The 21,168-nt window shown below is 62.2% G+C and carries 23 protein-coding genes; 12 read left to right on the plus strand and 11 right to left on the minus strand.

Annotated features, from left to right (window positions below; all coding sequences use genetic code 11):
* The first annotated feature begins 373 nt into the window (after positions 1-373).
* Genes hisB through hisF form a run of 5 tightly spaced genes read left to right on the plus strand, consistent with a single transcriptional unit; the run spans position 374 to position 3,426 of the window.
* Positions 374-967, plus strand: a complete 594-nt coding sequence (gene hisB / locus JV241A_RS01155) for an imidazoleglycerol-phosphate dehydratase HisB (protein WP_028942262.1) — start codon at positions 374-376, stop codon at positions 965-967.
* Entirely contained in the window at positions 967-1,605 is a 639-nt protein-coding gene (hisH, locus tag JV241A_RS01160) for an imidazole glycerol phosphate synthase subunit HisH (protein WP_115084912.1), read from the plus strand. Before hisB ends, hisH begins: the two co-directional genes overlap by 1 nt.
* Entirely contained in the window at positions 1,605-1,865 is a 261-nt protein-coding gene (locus JV241A_RS01165; RefSeq protein WP_010221322.1) for a DUF2164 domain-containing protein, read from the plus strand. Before hisH ends, JV241A_RS01165 begins: the two co-directional genes overlap by 1 nt.
* 42 nt (positions 1,866-1,907) lie before the next feature.
* Positions 1,908-2,645 carry a 1-(5-phosphoribosyl)-5-[(5-phosphoribosylamino)methylideneamino]imidazole-4-carboxamide isomerase gene (gene hisA / locus JV241A_RS01170; protein WP_134061226.1) on the plus strand — a complete coding sequence of 246 codons (738 nt, stop codon included), beginning with the start codon at positions 1,908-1,910 and terminating at the stop codon, positions 2,643-2,645.
* A gap of 10 nt (positions 2,646-2,655) precedes the next feature.
* Positions 2,656-3,426, plus strand: coding sequence for an imidazole glycerol phosphate synthase subunit HisF (gene hisF, locus JV241A_RS01175; protein ID WP_115084914.1), 771 nt, complete (start codon positions 2,656-2,658; stop codon positions 3,424-3,426).
* Positions 3,427-3,478: 52 nt separating this feature from the next.
* Here the strand turns inward: hisF and choV are convergent, their stop codons facing one another.
* From choV to JV241A_RS01190, 3 genes are all read right to left on the minus strand, one after another.
* Positions 3,479-4,657, minus strand: a complete 1,179-nt coding sequence (gene choV / locus JV241A_RS01180) for a choline ABC transporter ATP-binding protein (RefSeq protein ID WP_115084915.1) — start codon at positions 4,655-4,657, stop codon at positions 3,479-3,481.
* Positions 4,654-5,502: a choline ABC transporter permease subunit gene (gene choW / locus JV241A_RS01185; RefSeq protein ID WP_177414816.1), complete on the minus strand. Its 849-nt coding sequence runs from the start codon at positions 5,500-5,502 to the stop codon at positions 4,654-4,656. Before choW ends, choV begins: the two co-directional genes overlap by 4 nt.
* A 66-nt stretch (positions 5,503-5,568) precedes the next feature.
* Entirely contained in the window at positions 5,569-6,516 is a 948-nt protein-coding gene (locus JV241A_RS01190) for a choline ABC transporter substrate-binding protein (RefSeq protein WP_115084917.1), read from the minus strand.
* 462 nt (positions 6,517-6,978) lie between these two features.
* Here JV241A_RS01190 and JV241A_RS01195 point away from each other — a divergent pair, with 462 nt between their 5' ends.
* Positions 6,979-8,355 (plus strand): L-serine ammonia-lyase, encoded by a 1,377-nt coding sequence (locus JV241A_RS01195; RefSeq protein ID WP_134061227.1) that lies wholly within the window; start codon positions 6,979-6,981, stop codon positions 8,353-8,355.
* A gap of 408 nt (positions 8,356-8,763) precedes the next feature.
* Positions 8,764-9,867, plus strand: a complete 1,104-nt coding sequence (locus JV241A_RS01200) for a GlxA family transcriptional regulator (protein ID WP_028942254.1) — start codon at positions 8,764-8,766, stop codon at positions 9,865-9,867.
* An 87-nt stretch (positions 9,868-9,954) separates the two neighbouring features.
* Here JV241A_RS01200 and JV241A_RS01205 read toward each other — a convergent pair whose 3' ends face one another.
* The 5 genes from JV241A_RS01205 to choX form a co-directional block, all read right to left on the minus strand.
* The gene (locus JV241A_RS01205) at positions 9,955-10,215 is read right to left on the minus strand and encodes a hypothetical protein (protein WP_115084919.1); all 261 of its coding nucleotides are present in this window, start codon (positions 10,213-10,215) and stop codon (positions 9,955-9,957) included.
* 343 nt (positions 10,216-10,558) lie between these two features.
* Positions 10,559-11,029 carry a thioesterase family protein gene (locus tag JV241A_RS01210; RefSeq protein ID WP_115084920.1) on the minus strand — a complete coding sequence of 157 codons (471 nt, stop codon included), beginning with the start codon at positions 11,027-11,029 and terminating at the stop codon, positions 10,559-10,561.
* Between the two features lie 13 nt (positions 11,030-11,042).
* Positions 11,043-12,008: an L-carnitine dehydrogenase gene (locus tag JV241A_RS01215; protein WP_134061228.1), complete on the minus strand. Its 966-nt coding sequence runs from the start codon at positions 12,006-12,008 to the stop codon at positions 11,043-11,045.
* A gap of 15 nt (positions 12,009-12,023) precedes the next feature.
* Positions 12,024-12,908, minus strand: coding sequence for a 3-keto-5-aminohexanoate cleavage protein (locus tag JV241A_RS01220; protein ID WP_115084922.1), 885 nt, complete (start codon positions 12,906-12,908; stop codon positions 12,024-12,026).
* A gap of 102 nt (positions 12,909-13,010) precedes the next feature.
* A complete protein-coding gene (choX, locus tag JV241A_RS01225) occupies positions 13,011-13,955 on the minus strand; it encodes a choline ABC transporter substrate-binding protein (protein WP_134061229.1) in 945 nt (314 codons plus the stop codon).
* Between the two features lie 169 nt (positions 13,956-14,124).
* Between choX and JV241A_RS01230 the strand changes: the two genes are divergently transcribed.
* On the plus strand, positions 14,125-15,090 hold the full coding sequence (locus JV241A_RS01230; RefSeq protein ID WP_115084924.1) for a GlxA family transcriptional regulator: 966 nt from the start codon (positions 14,125-14,127) through the stop codon (positions 15,088-15,090).
* Here the strand turns inward: JV241A_RS01230 and JV241A_RS01235 are convergent.
* Both JV241A_RS01235 and JV241A_RS01240 read right to left on the minus strand, forming a co-directional pair.
* On the minus strand, positions 15,077-15,496 hold the full coding sequence (locus JV241A_RS01235) for a DUF3010 family protein (protein ID WP_115084925.1): 420 nt from the start codon (positions 15,494-15,496) through the stop codon (positions 15,077-15,079). The two genes, JV241A_RS01230 and JV241A_RS01235, sit on opposite strands and share 14 nt — an antisense overlap.
* Positions 15,497-15,515: 19 nt before the next feature.
* Positions 15,516-15,917: a lysozyme inhibitor LprI family protein gene (locus tag JV241A_RS01240; RefSeq protein ID WP_115084926.1), complete on the minus strand. Its 402-nt coding sequence runs from the start codon at positions 15,915-15,917 to the stop codon at positions 15,516-15,518.
* Positions 15,918-16,108: 191 nt separating this feature from the next.
* Here JV241A_RS01240 and JV241A_RS01245 point away from each other — a divergent pair, with 191 nt between their 5' ends.
* Both JV241A_RS01245 and JV241A_RS01250 read left to right on the plus strand, forming a co-directional pair.
* Positions 16,109-16,816: a winged helix-turn-helix domain-containing protein gene (locus JV241A_RS01245; protein WP_115084927.1), complete on the plus strand. Its 708-nt coding sequence runs from the start codon at positions 16,109-16,111 to the stop codon at positions 16,814-16,816.
* Entirely contained in the window at positions 16,817-18,106 is a 1,290-nt protein-coding gene (locus JV241A_RS01250) for an ATP-binding protein (protein WP_115084928.1), read from the plus strand. It begins immediately after the preceding gene.
* 3 nt (positions 18,107-18,109) lie between these two features.
* Here JV241A_RS01250 and JV241A_RS01255 read toward each other — a convergent pair whose 3' ends face one another.
* Complete coding sequence (locus tag JV241A_RS01255) at positions 18,110-19,321, minus strand: serine hydrolase domain-containing protein (protein ID WP_240047821.1); 1,212 nt, start codon at positions 19,319-19,321, stop codon at positions 18,110-18,112.
* A 250-nt stretch (positions 19,322-19,571) separates the two neighbouring features.
* Here JV241A_RS01255 and JV241A_RS01260 point away from each other — a divergent pair, with 250 nt between their 5' ends.
* Together JV241A_RS01260 and JV241A_RS01265 are read left to right on the plus strand one after the other, a co-directional pair.
* Positions 19,572-20,549 (plus strand): dipeptidase, encoded by a 978-nt coding sequence (locus tag JV241A_RS01260; RefSeq protein ID WP_134061230.1) that lies wholly within the window; start codon positions 19,572-19,574, stop codon positions 20,547-20,549.
* A gap of 75 nt (positions 20,550-20,624) precedes the next feature.
* The gene (locus JV241A_RS01265) at positions 20,625-21,155 is read left to right on the plus strand and encodes a DUF5943 domain-containing protein (RefSeq protein ID WP_134061231.1); all 531 of its coding nucleotides are present in this window, start codon (positions 20,625-20,627) and stop codon (positions 21,153-21,155) included.
* Positions 21,156-21,168 lie beyond the last annotated feature (13 nt).

The raw sequence follows: 21,168 nt of genomic DNA on the forward strand, positions 1-21,168 counted from the left end.
TTTGGCAGTGTCGATTCCAACAGAAGACAACATGGCTGAACCCTCTTACACTCAGTTGTGAGAGCGCTCTGGCTTGGCCCACGCTTGTGATTCGAGAGGCGCTCAATCAACTGTTCGGGCTCGGGCCAGAGTGGAGAGGTGAATGGCAGCTTTGCTCCCACACGTGCTTTAAGCACTACCGGCGTACAGCTTGCCATTCACCGCTCTCACTTCTGATTCTATTCCTACCTCAAGACACAAGCTGGCTTTGCCAGCGATGGGCCGCACAGCGGCCCGACTAAATTCCCTGCCACGCGTCATCTGCGTTTCAAGCCGGGCGCTTCTGGGCCTATAATGATCACCTTTTTCGCCCAATGATTTTGCGGAGCTGGTGATGGTCGAACGTAAGGCTTCCGTCGAGCGCAATACTCTGGAGACCCAGATCAAGGCCTCGATCAACCTGGATGGCAGCGGCAAGGCCCGATTCGATATCGGTGTGCCTTTCCTTGAACATATGCTCGACCAGATCGCCCGACATGGGCTGATCGACCTCGATATCGAGTGCAAGGGCGACCTGCATATCGACGATCACCATACCGTCGAAGACGTCGGTATCACCCTGGGCCAGGCCTTCAACCAGGCCATCGGCGACAAGAAGGGCATCCGCCGCTACGGCCATGCCTACGTGCCGCTGGACGAAGCGCTGTCGCGGGTGGTCATCGACTTCTCCGGCCGCCCGGGCCTGCAGATGCACGTACCGTATACCCGCGCGTCGGTCGGTGGCTTCGATGTCGACCTGTTCCAGGAGTTCTTCCAGGGCTTCGTCAACCACGCCAACGTCACCCTGCACATCGACAACCTGCGTGGGCACAACACCCACCACCAGATCGAGACCGTGTTCAAGGCCTTCGGCCGCGCGCTGCGCATGGCCATCGAGCTGGATGAGCGCATGGCCGGGCAGATGCCATCGACCAAGGGTTGCCTGTAATGCAGACGGTTGCCGTTATCGACTATGGCATGGGTAACCTGCACTCGGTGGCCAAGGCCCTTGAGCACGTAGGCGCCGGCAAGGTCCTGATCACCAGCGACGCCGACGTGATTCGCGAAGCGGATCGCGTGGTGTTCCCGGGCGTCGGCGCGATCCGCGATTGCATGGCTGAAATCCGCCGCCTGGGCTTCGACAGCCTGGTGCGTGAAGTCAGCCAGGACCGTCCGTTCCTTGGCATCTGCGTTGGCATGCAAGCCTTGCTCGATCACAGCGAAGAGAACGACGGCGTCGACTGCATCGGCCTGTTCCCGGGCAATGTGCGCTTCTTCGGCAAAGACCTGCACGAAGACGGCGAGCACCTGAAGGTGCCGCACATGGGCTGGAACGAAGTCGTCCAGAGCATCGACCACCCGCTGTGGCACAACATCCCCGAGCGTGCGCGCTTCTACTTCGTGCACAGCTACTACATCACCGCCGGCAAGCCGGGCCAGGTGGTGGGTAGCGGTCACTACGGCGTCGACTTTGCCGCAGCGCTGGCCGAAGGCTCGCGCTTTGCCGTGCAGTTCCACCCGGAGAAGAGCCATACCCATGGCCTGCAGCTGCTGCAGAACTTCGCCGCCTGGGACGGGCGCTGGTAATGGGCAAGTCCAGGGCCAAGCCGCCGATCCTCACACTGGCGCCGGAACAGGAACGCGAAGCGCTCGATACCCTCAAGCGCTTTCTCGAAGACCGTTTCGAGCTGCAACTGGGGTCGTTCGAGGTGGCCGAGGTCCTGGAGCTGTTCACCAAAGAGATTGCCCCGCACTACTACAACAGGGCGATTTTCGATGTGCAGAACCACCTCAAGGAACGGTTCGAAAGCATTGAAAGCGACCTGTGGGCGCTCGAGAAGAACTGACTTTTCGAGCATCACTGTTTACCGAATAGACAGGTTTTGCAGATGCTGATTATCCCCGCTATCGATCTCAAGGACGGTGCTTGCGTACGCCTGCGCCAGGGCCGCATGGAAGACTCCACGGTATTCTCCGACGACCCGGTCAGCATGGCCGCCAAATGGGTTGAAGGGGGCTGCCGCCGGCTGCATCTGGTTGACCTCAACGGCGCCTTCGAAGGCCAGCCGGTCAACGGTGAAGTGGTCACCGCGATTGCCAAGCGCTACCCGACCCTGCCGATCCAGATCGGTGGCGGCATCCGTTCGCTGGAAACCATCGAGCACTACGTCAAGGCCGGCGTCAGCTACGTGATCATCGGTACCAAGGCGGTCAAGGAGCCAGAGTTCGTTGCCGAAGCCTGCCGCGCCTTCCCGGGCAAAGTGATCGTGGGCCTGGATGCCAAAGACGGCTTCGTCGCCACCGACGGCTGGGCTGAAGTCAGCTCGGTGCAGGTCATCGACCTGGCCAAGCGTTTCGAAGCCGACGGCGTCTCGGCCATCGTCTACACCGACATCGCCAAAGACGGCATGATGCAGGGCTGCAACGTGCCGTTCACCGCAGCTCTGGCCGCTGCCACCAAGATCCCGGTAATCGCCTCCGGCGGTATCCACAACCTCGGTGATATCAAGGCCCTGCTCGACGCCAAGGCGCCGGGCATTATCGGTGCGATCACCGGCCGCGCCATCTACGAAGGCACCCTGGATGTCGCCGAGGCGCAAGCCTTCTGCGACAGCTACAAAGGCTGAGGATTCCCACATGGCACTGGCCAAGCGCATCATCCCTTGCCTCGACGTCGACAACGGCCGGGTGGTCAAGGGCGTCAAGTTCGAGAACATCCGCGATGCCGGCGACCCGGTGGAAATCGCCCGGCGCTACGATGAACAGGGTGCTGACGAGATTACTTTCCTCGACATCACCGCCAGCGTCGATGGCCGTGACACCACCCTGCATACCGTCGAGCGCATGGCCAGCCAGGTGTTTATCCCGCTGACCGTAGGCGGCGGCGTGCGTAGCGTGCAGGACATCCGCAACCTGCTCAATGCCGGTGCCGACAAGGTCTCGATCAACACCGCCGCGGTGTTCAACCCGGAGTTCGTTGGCGAAGCTGCCGCGCACTTCGGTTCGCAGTGCATCGTGGTAGCCATTGATGCCAAGAAGGTCTCAGGCCCGGGCGAAACCCCGCGCTGGGAGATCTTCACCCACGGCGGACGCAAGCCTACCGGCCTGGACGCAGTGGAGTGGGCGAAGAAGATGGAAGGCCTGGGGGCCGGCGAGATCCTGCTGACCAGCATGGACCAGGACGGCATGAAGAATGGCTTTGACCTGGGTGTAACCCGGGCCATCAGCGATGCCTTGGGTATTCCGGTGATTGCTTCCGGAGGTGTGGGCAACCTGCAGCACCTGGCCGACGGAATTATCGAAGGTCATGCCAGCGCAGTGCTGGCGGCGAGTATCTTCCACTTCGGTGAGTACACGGTGCCTGAGGCCAAGGCGTTCATGGCCAGGCAGGGTATCGTCGTTCGCTGAGGCTTTGTGGGAGCCGGCGTTGCCGGCTCCCACAAGTGCCCCGCGATAGCGTTCAACCCAGGTTCTTGCCCAGCAGCGCGTGGTACAGCTCGCTGTCACCGAGAATCCCCACCACGGTATTGCCTTCCTGAAGCACCAGCTTGTTGCCGGTCTGGTAACGGATCTGCAGGGCTTCGCGCATGCCGATTTTGGCATCGACCAGGGTCGGTTTGCGGCCCAGGCCTTCCACGGCTTGACCCGGTGCCCAGTTCTGCAGGTCCATGCCGTTGGCACCCTGGCGCGCACCCTTGATGGTGTTGCCTTCGGCCAGGTCGAGCCAGGAATCACCGCCCGGGTCCAGGCACACCGAACCATTGATGCGCTTGCACTTGTCCAGGGTTCGCATCAGGCTGCGGCCACAGAGCACGTTGAGCGGGTTAGTGTGGGCGACGAAGGTGCGCACGTAATCGTCGGCCGGGTTGAGGACGATCTCTTCCGGCTTGCTGTACTGGATGATCTTGCCGTCTTTCATGATCGCAATGCGGCTGCCGAGCTTCAGTGCCTCGTCCAGGTCGTGGCTGACGAAGACGATGGTCTTGTTCAGCTTGCGTTGCAGTTCCAGCAGCTCGTCCTGCAGGCCTTGCCGGATCAGCGGGTCGAGGGCCGAGAAGGGTTCGTCCATCAGCAGGATGTCGGCATCCATGGCCAGCGCCCGGGCCAGGCCGACCCGCTGCTGCATGCCGCCTGATAACTCGTCAGGCTTCTTGTTGCGCCACTGGGTCAGGCCCACCAGCTCGAGTTTCTCGTCGACCAGCTTGCGCCGTTCCTTCTCTGGGCGGCCCTGCATTTCCAGGCCGAAGCTGATGTTCTCGCGCACCGTCAACCAGGGCATCAGGGCGAACTTCTGGAACACCATGGCGATGCGCTTGGTGCGCATCATCTTCAGTTCCACCGGGGTGCAGTGGGCGATGTCGATATGCGAGCCTTCATGCTCGACGAACAGCTTGCCGCGGCTGACGGTGTTGAGGCCGTTGATGCAACGCAGCAGGCTGGATTTGCCTGAACCGGACAGGCCCATCAATACGCAGATCTCGCCCTTGTTGATGTCCAGGTTGGCTTTTTCGACCCCGACCACCAGGCCGGTCTGCTTCAGGATCTGTTCGCGTGAAAGGCCCTGATCGAGCAGGCTCAGGGCCTCGCGCGGTCGGCTGGAGAAGATAACGTCTACGTCTTCGAAGCGAATAATGCTCATGCTTCACTCCTTACCGGCGCGTCGGGTTGTTTGCAGATACGGTCGAGCATGATCGCCAGCAACACGATCGCCAGACCCGCTTCGAAGCCCAGAGCGATATCGGCAGTGTTCAATGCGTTGACCACGGGTTTGCCCAGGCCATCGGCACCCACCAGCGCGGCAATCACCACCATCGACAGCGACAGCATGATGCATTGGGTGACGCCGGCGGCGATGCTCGGCATGGCGTGGGGCAGTTCGATGCGCGACAGCAGCTGGCGGCGTGAGCAACCGAAGGCCTTGCCGGCGTCGAGCAGTTCCTGGGGTACATCACAGATACCCAGGTAGGTCAGGCGGATTGGCGCAGCGATGGCGAACACCACCGTCGAGATCAGTCCGGGGACCACCCCCAGACCGAACAGGGTCAGGGTCGGGATCAGGTAAACGAAGGTAGGTACCGTCTGCATCAGGTCGAGGACCGGGCGCATGGCGGTGTAGAACATCGGTTTGTGTGCGGCGAGGATGCCCAGCGGCACGCCGATGGCCACGCAGACCAGGGTGGCAAACAGCACCTGGGCCAGGGTCTCCATGGTCTCCTGCCAGTAGCCGAGGTTGAGGATCAGCAGGAATGACAGTACGCAGAATGCGGTCAGCGCCCATTTGCGCTGGATCAGGTGCGCGATCACTGCAACCAGGCCGATCAGGACGAAGGGATTGAACCAGGTCAGTGCCCCGGTCACGCCATGAATCATATATTCCAGTGCTGCCGCGAAGGCATCGAAGTAGTTGGCGCCGTGTTGCGTCAACCATTCAACGAAGCCTGCGATGTACTGGCCCAGAGGGAGTTTTTCATCGATCAGCATGATAGCGAGCGTCCACCTGCAAAAGTTTGAAGACAGCCTGCGGCGGGACCAGCCCGCCGCAGGCAGTGCTTACTGCGTGAGTTTGGCTTTGGCTGCCTCCAGGCCAGGCTTGCCGTCAACGGTGGTAACCCCGGCCAGCCAGGTGTCGAGCACCTGCGGGTTCTTCTTCAGCCAGGCCTTGGCTGCAGCGTCGGGTTTCATCTTGTCGTCCAGGACGTTGCCCATCAGGGTGCTTTCCATGTCGAGGGTAAAGGACAGGTTCTTCAGCAACTGGCCGACGTTGCTGCATTCCTGCACATAGCCCTTGCGGGTGTTGGTGAGGACGGTGGCCTTGCCATATTCGGGGCCGAAGAAGTCATCGCCGCCGTCCAGGTACTTCATCTTGAAGCGGGTGTTCATCGGGTGCGGTTCCCAGCCCAGGAATACCACGGCGGTGTCGCGGCGCTGGGCACGCTCCACTTGCGAGAGCATGCCGGCCTCGCTGGATTCGACCACCTTGAAGCCGGCGTCCTTGAGGCCGAAGGCGTTCTTGTCGATCATGCTCTGGATGGTGCGGTTGCCGTCGTTACCCGGCTCGATGCCGTAGATCTTGCCGTCCAGTTCCTTCTTGAACTTGGCAATGTCGGCGAAGTTCTTCAGGCCCTTGTCATACAGCGCCTGGGGCACGGCCAGGGTGTACTTGGCGTTCTCCAGGTTGGCCCGTACGGTTTCCACGGTGCCGGCATCACGGTACTGCTTGATGTCGTTTTCCATGGTCGGCATCCAGTTGCCGAGGAACACGTCCATGTTCTTGCCATCGGCCAGCGACTTGTAGGTCACCGGTACCGAAATCATCGTGGTCTTGGTCTTGTAGCCCAGCGACTGGAGCACGACGCTGGTGACCGCGGTGGTCACGGTGATGTCGGTCCAGCCGACATCGGAGAAGTTGACGGTCTGGCACTGCTCGGGCTCGGCGGCCTGGGCCAGCACCGGCAGACTCAGCACTGCGGCCAGCAATAGCGAGGGTGAACCTTTCATTCGATGGACTCCTGGGTTTTTTTCTCGGATGTCCCACGGGACCGCCGTGCTTTATGGTTTGCATTCGGTCGGGCCTGACTATCGGGCGATAGCGGGACGGCTGCCGTGCAATCGAGTCGATACCGATCATCTAACAGCGAAAATCAAACGCCTACAGGGTGCGTCGTATCCAGTACAGACAGGGTCGCATCCAGTGTCGATGAGGTCGTTTACAGCTTTATCCCACCCTGTAAACGCAGTTTCGGCACCTCTGCACCGCAAAAAAACGGCGCACAAGCGCGGCTGACAGCTGGCGGCGTTGCTGGGCAAGAACGCGTCGGTTGCAGACGTCAGAGGTCCTGGCAAAAGCCTGATGATGCGCGGAATCGGCGGATTGCCGCCTAATCAGCGTAGCAGTTGCGGCGCCCTTGGCTTGGGCTGCGGGGCTGCACATTCAGGCTGTACATTCAGGAGGTAGGTGGCATGGCCATCAGTGTGTTCGACCTGTTCAAGATCGGCGTTGGCCCATCCAGTTCCCATACCGTCGGGCCCATGCGCGCCGCAGCACTGTTCGTCCAGGGCTTGCGCGAGCGCGGCGAGCTTGCGCAGGTGCGGCGCATCGAAGTACGCCTGTACGGCTCGCTGTCGGCCACCGGTATTGGCCATGGCAGCGACAACGCGGTGATCATGGGCCTGATGGGTGAATGGCCGGACGCCATCGACCCCTCGCAGATTGGCCCACGCATCAACGCCCTGCGCGAAACAGACACCTTGCTGCTCGACGGCCGGTTCGAGGTCGGCTTCGTCTGGGCCCGCGACATGCTGCTGCTCGACGAGAACCTGCCGTATCACCCCAACGCCATGACACTGACCGCCGAAGGCGCCGCTGGCGAGCTGCACCGCGATACCTATTACTCGGTGGGCGGCGGCTTTGTCGTCGATGCAGCCCAGGCCGCCAGCGGCGTGCTGGACGCCGACAACACCGTGTTGCCCTACGATTTCAACAGTGCCGTGGAACTGCTTGAGTTGTGCAAGCAAAACGACCTGCGGGTGTCGCAATTGATGCTGGAAAACGAAAAGGTCTGGCGCAGCGAGGCAGAGATTCGCGCCGGGCTTTTGAAGCTGTGGCATGCCATGCAGGCCTGTGTCGAAAACGGCCTCAAGTACGAAGGCGTCCTGCCTGGCGGGCTCAATGTGAAACGCCGCGCGGCCAAGTTGCACCGCAGCCTGCAGGAGCTGAACAAGCCCAACGTGATCGGCTCGACCCTGAGCGCCATGGAGTGGGTCAACCTCTATGCCCTGGCGGTCAACGAAGAGAACGCCGCCGGCGGGCGCATGGTCACCGCGCCGACCAATGGCGCGGCGGGGATCATTCCGGCGGTGCTGCACTATTACATGCGTTTTAGCGACGAAGTCAGCGAGGCCAATGTCGTCGACTTCTTCCTCGGTGCTGCAGCGGTGGGCATCCTGTGCAAGAAGAACGCTTCGATCTCCGGTGCCGAAGTCGGTTGCCAGGGTGAAGTCGGTTCGGCCTGTGCCATGGCTGCGGCCGGTCTTGCCGAAGTGCTCGGGGCCACCCCTGGGCAACTGGAAAACGCCGCCGAGATTGGTCTTGAGCACAACCTCGGGCTGACCTGCGACCCGGTCGGCGGGCTGGTGCAGGTGCCGTGCATCGAGCGCAATGCGATTGCCGCGGTCAAGGCGATCAATGCGGCGCAGATGGCCCTGCGCGGTGATGGCGAGCATTTCATCTCCCTCGACCGGGTGATCCGCACCATGCGCGATACCGGCGCCGACATGCACGACAAGTACAAGGAAACTTCGCGCGGTGGCCTGGCGGTCAGCGCCATTGAATGTTGAAACGTTGAGGTGGCCTGCGCCGTTTTCGTTCGCCCTTGGCCTGCGCGCTGCCTTTTGGCGCGCTGGCCCATCTCACCTCAAGTAACCCGCTGTTACCCCGGCGCCTGACGCCTTGGGTGACAGTTGCCCATGTCGTTTCTGGGCATCCTTCACACAAGTGCTACCGAATTGCTCACGCGTCCTACAGACCGGCACTAGGTCGGTCGTTTGCGTTTATAAGCGTGCCTGGGAACAAGGGCTGTATAGACGCTGCGCGACGTCGTTTTTGGGTTTTATTGAATGGCCATTCAATTTCAGGCATGGCAATTGCGTTGTGATTGGCAAAGCCCCTGCATCCGAATCGGGGCCGTGACAAAAAAGCCCGTGCCTGCCTGAGGCACAACCTGCATTGTGTGAGGAGATACCGCGATGACGTCGTACAACTCCGGGACCCCAACCCAGAACCGCACGCCCCAATCCATCGGCTTTCTGCTGCTGGACAATTTCACGCTGATTTCCCTGGCTTCCGCTGTTGAGCCGCTGCGCATGGCCAACCAGCTGTCCGGCCGCGAGCTGTACCGCTGGAGCACCTTGAGCGTGGACGGCGGCCAGGTGTGGGCCAGCGACGGCTTGCAGATCACCCCCGATGCAGCAATGCACAAGGCACCGGCCATGGACACCGTGATTGTCTGCGGCGGCATTGGCATCCAGCGCACCGTGACCCGCGAGCACGTCACCTGGCTGCAAAGCCAGGCGCGTCAGTCCCGTCGCCTGGGTGCGGTGTGCACCGGCAGCTGGGCCCTGGCCTGTGCCGGTCTGCTCGATGGCTTCGATTGCAGCGTGCACTGGGAATGCCTGGCGGCGATGCAGGAAGCCTTCCCGCGGGTGAGCATGAGTACCCGTTTGTTCACCCTCGACCGTAACCGCTTCACCAGCTCTGGCGGTACTGCGCCGCTGGACATGATGCTGCACCTGATCAGCCGTGATCATGGCCGCGAGCTGTCGGCGGCGATCTCCGAGATGTTCGTCTACGAGCGCATCCGCAACGAACAGGATCACCAGCGCGTGCCGCTCAAGCACATGCTTGGCACCAACCAGCCGAAGCTGCAGGAAATCGTCGCGCTGATGGAGGCCAACCTGGAAGAGCCGATCGATCTGGACGAACTTGCGGTTTATGTGGCGGTGTCGCGACGCCAGCTCGAGCGCCTGTTCCAGAAGTACCTGCACTGCTCGCCATCGCGCTACTACCTGAAGCTGCGCCTGATTCGCGCCCGGCAATTGCTCAAGCAGACGCCGATGTCGATCATCGAAGTGGCTTCGGTGTGCGGCTTTGTCTCTACGCCGCATTTCTCCAAGTGCTACCGCGAGTACTTCGGTATTCCGCCGCGTGACGAGCGTGTGGGCTCCAACACTGCGCAGCAGGTGGCGATGATGCCGATCCCGCAGGCGCTGGTGCTGTCGCCGCTGGCCGGGCCGATGTCGGCATTGAGCCAGGCGCGTAACGAGTCGACGTTTGCCAGTGTGAGGCTCTGATTCCGAGCTGAATCAATCGCTGGCAAGCCAGCTCCCACAGGTCCGGTGCATGCCGATCCTGTGGGAGCTGGCTTGCCAGCGATGGGGTCAGCCGCGATTGCTGTTGAACTGCGCCAACGCCGGCAACAGCTGCTTTTCGATGGCCTGGCGCACGGCGGGCAGAATGGTCGCATTGCCTCTGTACATCTGCTCGACCATGCCCTTTAACGCTTTGGCCCGGGGCTCATTCAAACCGCGCACTGCACAGTCGCAGGCCTGCTCGGCACTGGCATCTGTCGGCATCTCGAAACCCAGCGCGCGCAGCTGGCCCAGCAGGTCGTCCTGATCAATCAAATCCGCATGCATCATGGCTGTTGTCCTTGTTTGCAGGTGTGATCTTCTTCGATTCTGTGGGCGCCGAGGCACTGCGGCAAGGGCAGATTGTCGCAATGGCCGCTTTACCTAAGCACAGGTCGTTTTCGGGCAAATCGACGGGGAGGGGAGGCTGCACACTGGGGCCATGCACAGAAAAGGAAGGTTTGGTCACCCTCCGCTTGAAGCATGTTCATGCTCGCTCTTGGCCCCGGTTGCTTCACGGCTTGCCGGGGTTATTTTTTGCCTTTGGATCGGTGCTGGATTCATCGCTGGCAAGCCAGCTCCCACAGGGATCACCGCCGCTTCTGTGGGAGCTGGCTTGCCAGCGATAGGGCGATTACGTTGGCAACCCGATCACCCGGCCAACAAACTCGGCCGCCGGCAGATCAACCTGCTCATCCACGATCCCCTGCAACCGCTCCATCACCCCGGGCGCAAACGGCGCCGACCTTGGCCCCGCCAGGTCCACATGCAACAGCATCTGCTCACTGGCCGCCAACGCCTCGTCAAAGCCTTCGCGATGCAGGCTGTGATACAGGTGCAGGCGCTTGCGGTCGAAGCCGATGATCTGGGTCTGCACCCACACCTGGGTACCGAGCTTCACTTCGTGCAGGTAGTTGAGGTGGCACTCCAGGGTGAACAGCGAGTTGCCGCTGGCGCTGCGGTTGTCGCTGTCCAGGCCGATGCGATCCATGAAGGCGTCGGTGGCGTAGCTGAAGATCAGCAGGTAGAAGGCATCGCGCAGATGCCCGTTGTAGTCGACCCAGTCCGCCTGGACCGGGGTCTGGTAGGTGATCAATGCGGGCATCGCTGCACTCCGGTCAGTCGCTGAAGGCCATGCCGTGCTTGGCCTTGGTGGTTTTTACCGCATCCAGCACGGCCAGCAGGCAATCATCACGATAGCGCTCCAGCGAGCTGATGCTGCGTTCGCCCAGTTGTTCCCTGGTGCCCTCGACCACGGCGTCGATCAGCCCGTCGGTCAGTTGCGGTGCTGGCAGGTAAGTCCAGGGCAGTTGCAGCGCCGGGCCGAACTGGGCCATGAAGTGGCGCATGCCGGCATCGCCACCGGCCAGGGTATAGGTAAGGAAGGTGCCCATGAACGACCAGCGCAAACCCGCACCGAAACGAATGGCGTCGTCGATTTCACCGGTGGTTGCCACGCCGTCGTTGACCAGGTGCAGAGCCTCGCGCCAGAGCGCTTCGAGCAGGCGGTCGGCGATAAAGCCGGGCACTTCCTTGCGCACGTGCAAGGGGCGCATGCCGAGGCTGGTGTAGACGGTTTTTGCCGCTTCGATTGCCTCGGGCGCGGTCTTGTTGCTGCCGACGATTTCCACCAGCGGCAGCAGGTACACCGGGTTGAACGGGTGGCCGACCACGCAGCGCTCGGGATGGGTCGAGGACTCGTAGAATTCGCTGGGCAACAGCCCCGAAGTGCTGGAACCGATCAGCGCGTTGGGCTTGGCCGCAGCGCTGATCTTGCTGTGCAGGTCAAGCTTGAGGTCCAGGCGCTCGGGTGCGCTCTCCTGGATGAAATCGGCATCGCGCACGCATTCCTCGATAGTTGCCACAAAGCGCAGGCGCTCCTGTGATGCGCCGGGCGCCAGGCCCTGTTTCTCCAAGGCTGGCCAGGCGTTGGCGATACGCTTGCGCAAGGCCGCTTCGGCGCCGGGAGCCGGGTCCCAGGCTACCACGTCCAGGCCATGGGCCAGGGCGCGGGCCACCCAGCCGCTGCCGATTACGCCGCTGCCCAGGGCTGCAAAGGTCTTGATCTCGGTGATAAAGCTCATCGGTTTCTCCAGCAATCAGCGACGGGTCAGGTTCATTTTGGCGCGGCCTTCGGCAGGGGTGAGTACCCGTGCGCCGAGGCGGCTTAGAATCTCGCTGGCGCGCTCGACCAACTGGCCATTGCTGGCCAGCACGCCCTTGTCCAGGTACAGGTTGTCTTCCAGGCCGACCCGCACGTTGCCGCCCAGCAGCACCGCTTGTGCGGCCATCGGCATCTGCATGCGGCCGATGCCGAAGCCGGCCCAGGTCACGCCCGCTGGCAGGTTGTCGACCATGGCTTTCATGGTGGTGGTATCGGCCGGGGCGCCCCAGGGAATGCCCAGGCACAGCTGGAACAATGGGTCGTCGAGCAGGCCTTCCTTGATCATCTGTTTGGCAAACCACAGGTGACCGGTGTCGAAGATTTCCAGCTCGGCTTTGACCCCGAGTTCAGTGATGCGCTTGGCGCCAGCGCGTAGTTGCGCCGGGGTCGAGACGTAGATGCTGTTGCCGTCACCGAAGTTGAGGGTGCCGCAGTCCAGGGTGCAGATTTCCGGCAGCAGCGCCTCGACGTGGGCCAGGCGCTCCAGCGGGCCGATCAGGTCGGTGCCGGTACCAAATTCCAGTGGGGTCTCGCCCGGGCCGATCTCCAGGTCGCCGCCCATGCCGGCGGTGAGGTTGACGATGATGTCGACGTCCGCTTCGCGGATGCGCTCCATCACTTCCCGGTACAAGGCGACGTCGCGGCTGAAGCGGCCGGTTTGTGGATCACGGACGTGACAGTGGACGACTGTTGCGCCGGCTTTGGCGGCCTCTACCGCGGCTTCGGCGATCTGTTTTGGGGTCACCGGGACCAGGTGGCTCTTGCTGGCGGTGTCGCCGGCGCCGGTCAGGGCGCAGGTGATGATGACGTCGTGGTTCATGTGCGGTTTCCTTCGGGCGAGTTGGGGCCGTCGCGGGGTAAGCCCGCTCCCACAGATGACCATTTCCTCTGTGGGAGCGGGCTTGCCCCGCGATGGGGGTTGTCAGTTAGCGGTCAGTTGCAGGTTTTCGGCGGCCGGCCTGCCGTCAAACGTGGTCACCCCTTCAAGCCAGCGTTTCTGGTCTTGTGGATGATCCTTGAGCCACTGGCGGGCGGACTCCAGCGCGTCCTTGTGGTCAAGCAGCGGTTGCATCATGCGGCTCTCGTCTTCGGCGCTGAAGGTCAGGTTGCTCAGCAGCTGGTTGACGTTCGGGCAGCGCTCGGCGTAATCCGGGGCGGTAACGGTCCACACCGAGGCGCGGCCTTCGTCCGGGCCCAGGGCGCCCTCGCTGCCGCCGAGGTAGGCCATGTCGATGTTGACGTTCATCGGGTGCGGCGCCCAACCGAAGAACACCACCGCCTCCTTGCGCCGCACAGCGCGGTCGACGGCAGCGAGCATGCCGGCCTCGCTGGATTCGACCAACTGGAACTTGCCCAGGCCGAACTGGTTCTTGCTGATCATCGCCTTGATCTGGGTGTTGGCGCCGGAGCCTGGCTCGATGCCGTAGATCTTGCCGCCAAGCTCCTTCTCGAACTTGGCGATGTCAGCAAAGGTTTTCAGGCCCTTGTCGGCCAGGTACTGGGGCACGGCGAGGGTCGCGCGGGCGTCGTCGAGGCTCGGCTGGTCGAGGACCTTGACCTGTTTGGCGTCGATGAACGGGGTGATGGTCTGGGTCATGATCGGGTTCCAGTAGCCGAGGAACATGTCCAGGCGCTGGTCGCGGATACCGGCGAAAATGATCTGTTGCGAGGCACTGGTCTGCTTGGTCTTGTAGCCCAGGCCATCGAGCAGGACCTGGGTCATGGCGCTGGTGGCCATCACATCGGTCCAGTTCACCACGCCAAGGCGTACGTTCTTGCAGGCCGCCGGTTCTGCGGCGATTACGTTGGTGCTGAGGATTGCGGTACCGACGAGCATCAGCAGGCTACGGCTGATCATTCTGTTCATGGTGGCTCCTCCAACGGCAGTTCTAATTGTTATAGGGGGCGGCCTCTGCGTGCCGTGTGATCAAACTACGCGGGTACCCTGGGCAAAAATCGCACTGTGGCGACCGGCACTTGCACAGTGGCGACCAGCGCGCTATTAACCCTGCATCCGTGGCCGTCGAGTTGTCGCTATGCCCCAGGATTTCTATTTCTTGCTGTTGCCCGGTTTCTCCGCCATTGGCTTCATTTCCGCGGTAGAGCCGTTGCGGGTGGCCAACCGCTTTCGCGGCGAGTTGTACCGCTGGCAGGTGCTGAGTATGGATGGCGGTGCGGTGCCGGCCAGCAACGGCATGTCGGTGAATGCCGACGCCGCGCTGCAGCCGCTGGGCAAAGGCGCGACCCTGCTGGTGGTGGCCGGTTTCGAGCCACTGCGCAGCTTCGGCCCGGTCCTGCAGCACTGGTTGCGCAAGCTCGATCACGAGGGCGTGGTGTTGGGTGGCATCGACACCGGCACCGTGGTGCTGGCCGAGGCTGGGCTGCTCGACGGCCACCGGGTGACCCTGCACTGGGAAGCGCTGGAAGCCTTCAAGGAAAGTTACCCGCAGTTGCAGGCAACCCAGGAGCTGTTCGAAGTAGATCGCCGACGTATCACTTCGGCGGGTGGTACCGCGTCGATCGACCTGATGCTCGACCTGATCGCCCAGGCCCACGGCCCGGAGCTGGCGATCCAGGTGTCGGAGCAGTTCGTGCTCGGCCGTATCCGCCCGCGCCAGGATCACCAGCGCATGCAGATCGCCTCACGCTATGGGATCAGTAACAAGAAACTGGTGCAGGTGATCGGCGAGATGGAGCGCAACACCGAGCAACCGCTCAATACCCTGGTGCTGGCCGAGTCGGTGCAGATCACCCGGCGCCAACTGGAGCGGTTGTTTCGCCTGTACCTGCACGACACCCCCAGTGGTTTCTACCTGCGCCTGCGCCTGGACAAGGCCCGGCAACTGCTGCGCCAGACCGACCTCAGCGTACTGGAGGTGAGCATCGCCTGCGGGTTCGAGTCATCGTCCTACTTCACCCGCTGCTACCGCGCGCGCTTTAACAGCTGCCCGCGCGATGATCGCGTCCAGGTTACCGCCAAACCCGCACTCAGCGTGCCTTGAGCAGCACCGCGCAGGCGCACTTGTAGGCTTCGTGCTGGTACTTGTTGAGCCCGGCGGGCAGCTCGATGGCGTGCTTCTTGGCCTGGGCGCTGACGGTTTGCGGCGACAGCAGCTGTACTTCGCAGCCGTCGAGCAACTGCAGGATGCCTTCGATCTTGAAGGTGGTCGGGCCGCCGGCGAATTCGCCTTTCTTGCTGCGCTTCTTGATCGCCAGGTGGGTAATGGCGTTGTCACTGAAGAATTGCCGCGCCTGGCGGGCGAAGGCCTTGACGTTGTCCGCCAGGTCATCGTCTTCCAGGGCGATCTTCTTGGTACCCAGGGCCAGGTGCGCCGGGGCGCCAGCTTCGAGGGTGGCGACCGCGAGCAGGGCTTCGCTGCCCTTGATTTCGATTCCGCAGACTTTCATTCATACCTCAGGACAGGGGTTATTGCAGGCCGAGCGATTGCAGGTACTCCGAGCGATCGTCGCTGCGCTGGGCCAGGCAGGTGTTCTGCGCGGTTTCGAAGGCTTTGCTGCCGGGCTTGACGTCAAAGGTCTCGACCTTGCAATCGGCATCGCGCAGTTGCTTCCAGATGGCTTCGGCGTCACGCAGGCGCTTGCTCAGGTCGGCAACCTTGGCGTCCTGGCCCTCGTACTGCTCGCCGATGCGTTGCAGCAGGTCATCGAAAGCGGCATTGAGTTCGCGTTCAGCGGTGGTGCGGCTGTATTGAGCGCATTCATAGCTTTGCTGGTCGGTTTCGACGTTGTCGCACGGGGTGCTTTCGTCGTCCTCGGCATAGGCGCCGAATGCCAGCAATACCAGGGCCAGCCCTACCATCGTTCTCATCTGCGACATCCTCCGGAAGCTTCGCGAACATGGGCGCCGATTCTCGCTCAGCGCCGCAGCAAAGAACAGGGTAGCCGTTGCACCTGTGAAAAAGCGTGCAGGCTGAGTGAACACTTATTCACAGACGTTTCATAAAGGCGCACATAAACTCGGCGTTTTGTCATTTATCCAGACTACCCTGTGGAAACGCCATGGAAAGCCCCGGACTGATCAAGGTACTGCTGGTCGAGGATGACCTGAAACTGGCTGGCCTGGTTGCGCACTTTCTGGCCGAACACGGCTTCGAGGTGCACTGCGTGCATCGTGGAGACCAGGCACTGGAGGCCTTTGTGCATTTCAAGCCCGCGCTGGTGGTGCTCGACCTGATGCTTCCGGGCCTGAGCGGCCTGCAGGTGTGCCGGGCGATTCGCAGCCAGGCGGCCACCCCGATCGTGATCCTGACTGCCCGCGAGGACGACCTGGACCATATCCTTGGCCTTGAGTCCGGTGCCGATGACTATGTGATCAAGCCTATCAAGCCACCGGTGCTACTGGCGCGCCTGCGCGCCCTGCAGCGCCGCCAGGGCAGCGAGCCGCTTGGGCGCGACAGCTTGCGCTTCGGGAACTTGAGCATCGACCGGGCCAGTCGCGAAGCGCATCTGGGTGACGAACCGATCGAGTTGAGCACCATGGAGTTCGAACTGCTCTGGCTGCTGGCAAGTGCCGCCGGGCAGACCCTGTCGCGCGATGACATCCTCAATCGCCTGCGCGGCATTGCCTTTGACGGCTTCAACCGTAGCGTCGATGTCTATGTCAGCAAGCTGCGCGGCAAATTGCGCGACAACCCCCGCGAGCCGGTGTGCATCAAGACGGTGTGGGGCAAGGGTTACCTGTTCAATCCTTTTGCCTGGGAGCTGTAGATGCTGCGGTTGTTTCTCGGCTTGTTCATCACCCTGGTCATAGCCTTCGCCCTGGCAGTGCCGTCGATCAACACGTTTTTCGACTGGTACCTGAAAACCAGCGACGATGTTTACTATCGCGAGTCGATGCGCGGGCCGGCCTACAGTCTGGTGGAGCAACTGCGGCCATTGCCTGCCGCACAACGTCCGCAGCGCCTGAATGAGCTGCAGCCTCACTACGGGATGACTCTCAAGTTGGTCGAGGCCAGCCAGTTGCAACTGGGCCGGCAAGATCAGGCGTTACTGGCCGACGGGCAGATGCTGATTTCCGATGATGTCAGCCGCTTCATCATTCCCATCGATGATGGCAGCCAGTTGTTGAGCGTCAGTTTGCCGCCCGATTTACGCATGACCACAGCCTTTACCGTCAGTGCCTACGCCATGTTCGCCAGCTTGCTCGGCATTGCCGTGTTCTGCTGGGTCTGGCCGCACTGGCGCGACCTTGAGCGCTTGCGCCTGGCGGCCCAGCGTTTTGGTGACAATGACTTGCGTTCGCGCATCCATTTGTCGCGGCGCTCGAACATTCGTGAGCTGGCCGAGCATTTCAACCAGATGGCCGGGCGTATCGAAGGCCTGATCGCCAACCAGCGCGAGCTGACCAATGCCGTTTCCCATGAGCTGCGTACGCCGATTGCGCGGCTGACCTTCGAACTGGAACAGTTGCGCCGCCTGGCCGACCAGAGCGCCTGTGGCCCGCTGATCGACGATATGCATGCCGACCTGGGCGACCTGGAGGAGATGGTCTCCGAGCTGTTGACCTACGCCAGCCTTGAGCATGGTGCGGCGCAGATCAAACGCGAAACCATCCAGGCCGCCGACTGGATCGACAGCGTGCTTGGCAGCGTCGCCCTGGAAGCGGAAGCCGCTGGTGTAGCGCTGACGCTGAGTGTCTGTACGGTTGAAAACATTCGCATCGAGCCGCGGTTCATGGCGCGGGCGGTGATCAACCTGCTGCGTAATGCCATCCGCTACGCCGAGCGTGAAGTGCGGGTGAGCCTGGTACGCGAAGGCGACCTGTATCAGGTGTTTGTCGAAGACGACGGCCCGGGCGTGCCCTTGGTCGCCCGGGAGAAGATCTTCGAGCCGTTTACCCGCCTGGACACCAGCCGCGATCGCCGCACCGGTGGCTACGGTCTTGGCCTGGCGCTGGTCCGGCGAGTGTCGCAGTGGCACGAGGGCCACGCTCAAGTACGTGACTGCGCCGGTGGCGGCGCCCTGTTCGTGTTGAGCTGGCCGCACAACGAAGCCTGAGGTTCAGAGCCGCAGCGGCGGCAAGCTCGGCTGACAGTCGCGCGGGCAAGCCAGCTGGCTACCGTGGGCCTGCAGCATCAGGCGCAGGGCCTGGGTGGCCAGGTCGCTGACCAGCGCTTCGGCGGTATCGGCATTGGCCATCACCACCACTGCCAGTTTCGGCTCGGGCAGCACGCTCAGTTGCGCAGCAAAATCTCCGGTCGAGCCGCTGTGTTGCCATTGCTGCAGTTGCGGCCCTATACGTGGATCACCGCAAGGGCCCAGGTACCAGGCCAGGCCAATCGGGCAATCGACGTCCGGCCCATTAGCGCGATTGTGCTGGCGGAACATCTGTTCGATCGACTGGCGATTGAGCACTTGCCGACCGTCGAAGCCCCCCTGGGCGAACAGCATTTGCACGAACTGGCCGACATCCCGAGGCGTGGTCCACAAGCCGCTAGCCGGCAGGTCGCGAATTTCCGGGTCCTTACTGCGCTGGCCCTGCAGGTAGCCGCGGGCGCGGTAGGGCTGCAGGCTGCTGGTGCCGATAAAACTTGAGTGCGCCATGCCCAGGGGTTTCAACAAGTGCTGCTGCAGGCGGGTTTCGAAGGGTTGCCCGCTGCTGCGCTCGATGGCGGCGCCGAGCAGGGTGAAGCCCAGGTTGGAATAGGCCATCTGCATGCCGGGGGGATGGTTAAGCCACAGCTCGCCGGCTTTTTGCGGCAGGTGCGTCAATGGATCAGCGCTGTGCAGGTTCGGCAAAAATTCGCTGGGTAGCCCAGCCTGGTGGCTGAGCAAACGGCGCAGGGTGATAGCCCGGTCAGCACTGCGGGCATCGGCATGAAAGCGCGAACGCACGCGAAACTCCGGCAGGGTCTGCGACAGCGGGGCATCCAGGTTCAGGCGCTGTTGTTCGACCAGTTGCAAAGTGGCGCTGGCGGTGAACAGCGTAGACAGCGAGCCGGCGCGGAACGCCGTGGCGGGGGTCACGGGTATTTGCAGCGCCTCGTCAGCCAGGCCGAAACCTTCGGCCCAGACCAGCGTCTGGCCGTCGATCAGCGCCAGGGACAGGCCCGGCACATGGTTCTTGCGCATCTGCTCGGGGATGCTCTGGCGCAACTGTTCGATCACCGCTTGATAGTCACCCTGGCGGATCGGCGGCAGGCTTGCGGGTGCCCGTTCGCTGCAGCCGGAGTTGACGAGCAGCAGGCTGAACAGAAAGGCAAGGCGAAGCATGGGGCACCTGGGCGCAATGGGGGGCAGTTCATGCTAGGGCAGAGGCGGTCGGCAATCTTTGAGCGGATTGTCGGAAAACTGTTAAAGACTGTGGCGCAGGCGGTCAAAGCAGCCCTTTGTCGCTCTTTGACGCTTTCGGCAATTCCCCTGTCGTTTTTGCATCTGGGCGACATTGCCCCTAGGCATATGCTGGCCCCAAAGCGCCGGCAGACGATTCGGCGCAGGTTTTACCAATAAAGGGGACAGCCTGATGAGCCCAGCCGAATTACACGCAGACAGCATCGTTATCGACGGGCTGATCATTGCCAAATGGAACCGCGAGCTGTTCGAGGACATGCGCAAGGGCGGCCTGACTGCGGCCAACTGTACGGTGTCGGTCTGGGAAGGCTTCCAGGCCACGGTCAACAACATTGCCGCCAGCCAGAAGCTGATCCGCGAGAACAGCGACCTGGTGATGCCGGTACGCACCACTGCCGACATTCGCAAGGCCAAGGAAGTGGGCAAGACCGGCATCCTCTTCGGCTTCCAGAACGCCCATGCTTTCGAAGACCAGATCGGCTATGTCGAGGTGTTCAAGCAGCTGGGCGTAGGCATCGTGCAGATGTGCTACAACACCCAGAACCTGGTCGGCACCGGTTGCTACGAGCGTGACGGCGGGCTGTCGGGCTTTGGCCGCGAGATCGTCGCCGAGATGAACCGCGTCGGGGTCATGTGCGACCTGTCCCATGTCGGTTCCAAGACCTCCGAAGAAGTCATCCTCGAATCGAAAAAGCCGGTGTGCTACTCCCACTGCCTGCCTTCCGGGCTCAAGGAACACCCGCGCAACAAGTCCGATGAAGAGCTCAAGTTCATTGCCGACCACGGCGGTTTCGTCGGCGTGACCATGTTCGCGCCGTTCCTGGCCAAGGGCATCGATTCGACCATCGATGACTACGCCGAAGCCATCGAATACACCATGAACATCGTTGGTGAAGACTCTATCGGTATCGGTACCGACTTCACCCAGGGCCACGGCCAGGATTTCTTCGAATACCTGACCCACGACAAGGGCTACGCCCGGCGTCTGACCAACTTCGGCAAGATCATCAACCCGCTGGGCATCCGCACCGTGGGCGAGTTCCCCAACCTCACCGAGACCCTGCTCAAGCGCGGCCATTCTGAGCGCGTGGTGCGCAAGATCATGGGCGAGAACTGGATCAACGTGCTCAAGGATGTCTGGGGCGAATAAGCCGCCAGTAACCGTCTTCCGACCCCTGCCACAGGCGCAGGGGCAGCCAACCAAAATTTCTGGAGTTGAGTTTCCATGGCCAAGATCGCCCCGCAATTGCCTATCGAAGTCGACAGCGAAACCGGTGTCTGGACCAGCGATGCCCTGCCGATGCTGTACGTGCCACGGCATTTCTTCGTCAACAACCACATGGGGATCGAGGAAGTGCTGGGCGCCGACGCCTATGCCGAGATCCTCTACAAGGCCGGCTACAAGTCCGCCTGGCACTGGTGCGAGAAAGAAGCCGAATGCCATGGCCTGGAAGGCGTGGCGGTGTTCGAGCACTACATGAAGCGCCTGTCCCAGCGCGGCTGGGGCCTGTTCAAGATCCAGGACATCGACCTCGACAAGGGCACCGCCAGCGTCAAGCTCGAGCATTCGGCGTTCGTCTATGTGTACGGCAAGGTCGGGCGCAAGGTCGATTACATGTTTACCGGCTGGTTCGCCGGGGCCATGGACCAGATCCTGGCGGCCCGCGGCAGCACCATTCGCACGGTCGCCGAGCAGGTCTACGGCGGTTCGGAAGAAGGCCACGACGACGGCCTGTTCATCGTCAAGCCGTTGTAAGTCGAGGATCCCG

This window comes from Pseudomonas sp. JV241A, from assembly GCF_900275665.1.
GTDB lineage: Bacteria > Pseudomonadota > Gammaproteobacteria > Pseudomonadales > Pseudomonadaceae > Aquipseudomonas > Aquipseudomonas wadenswilerensis.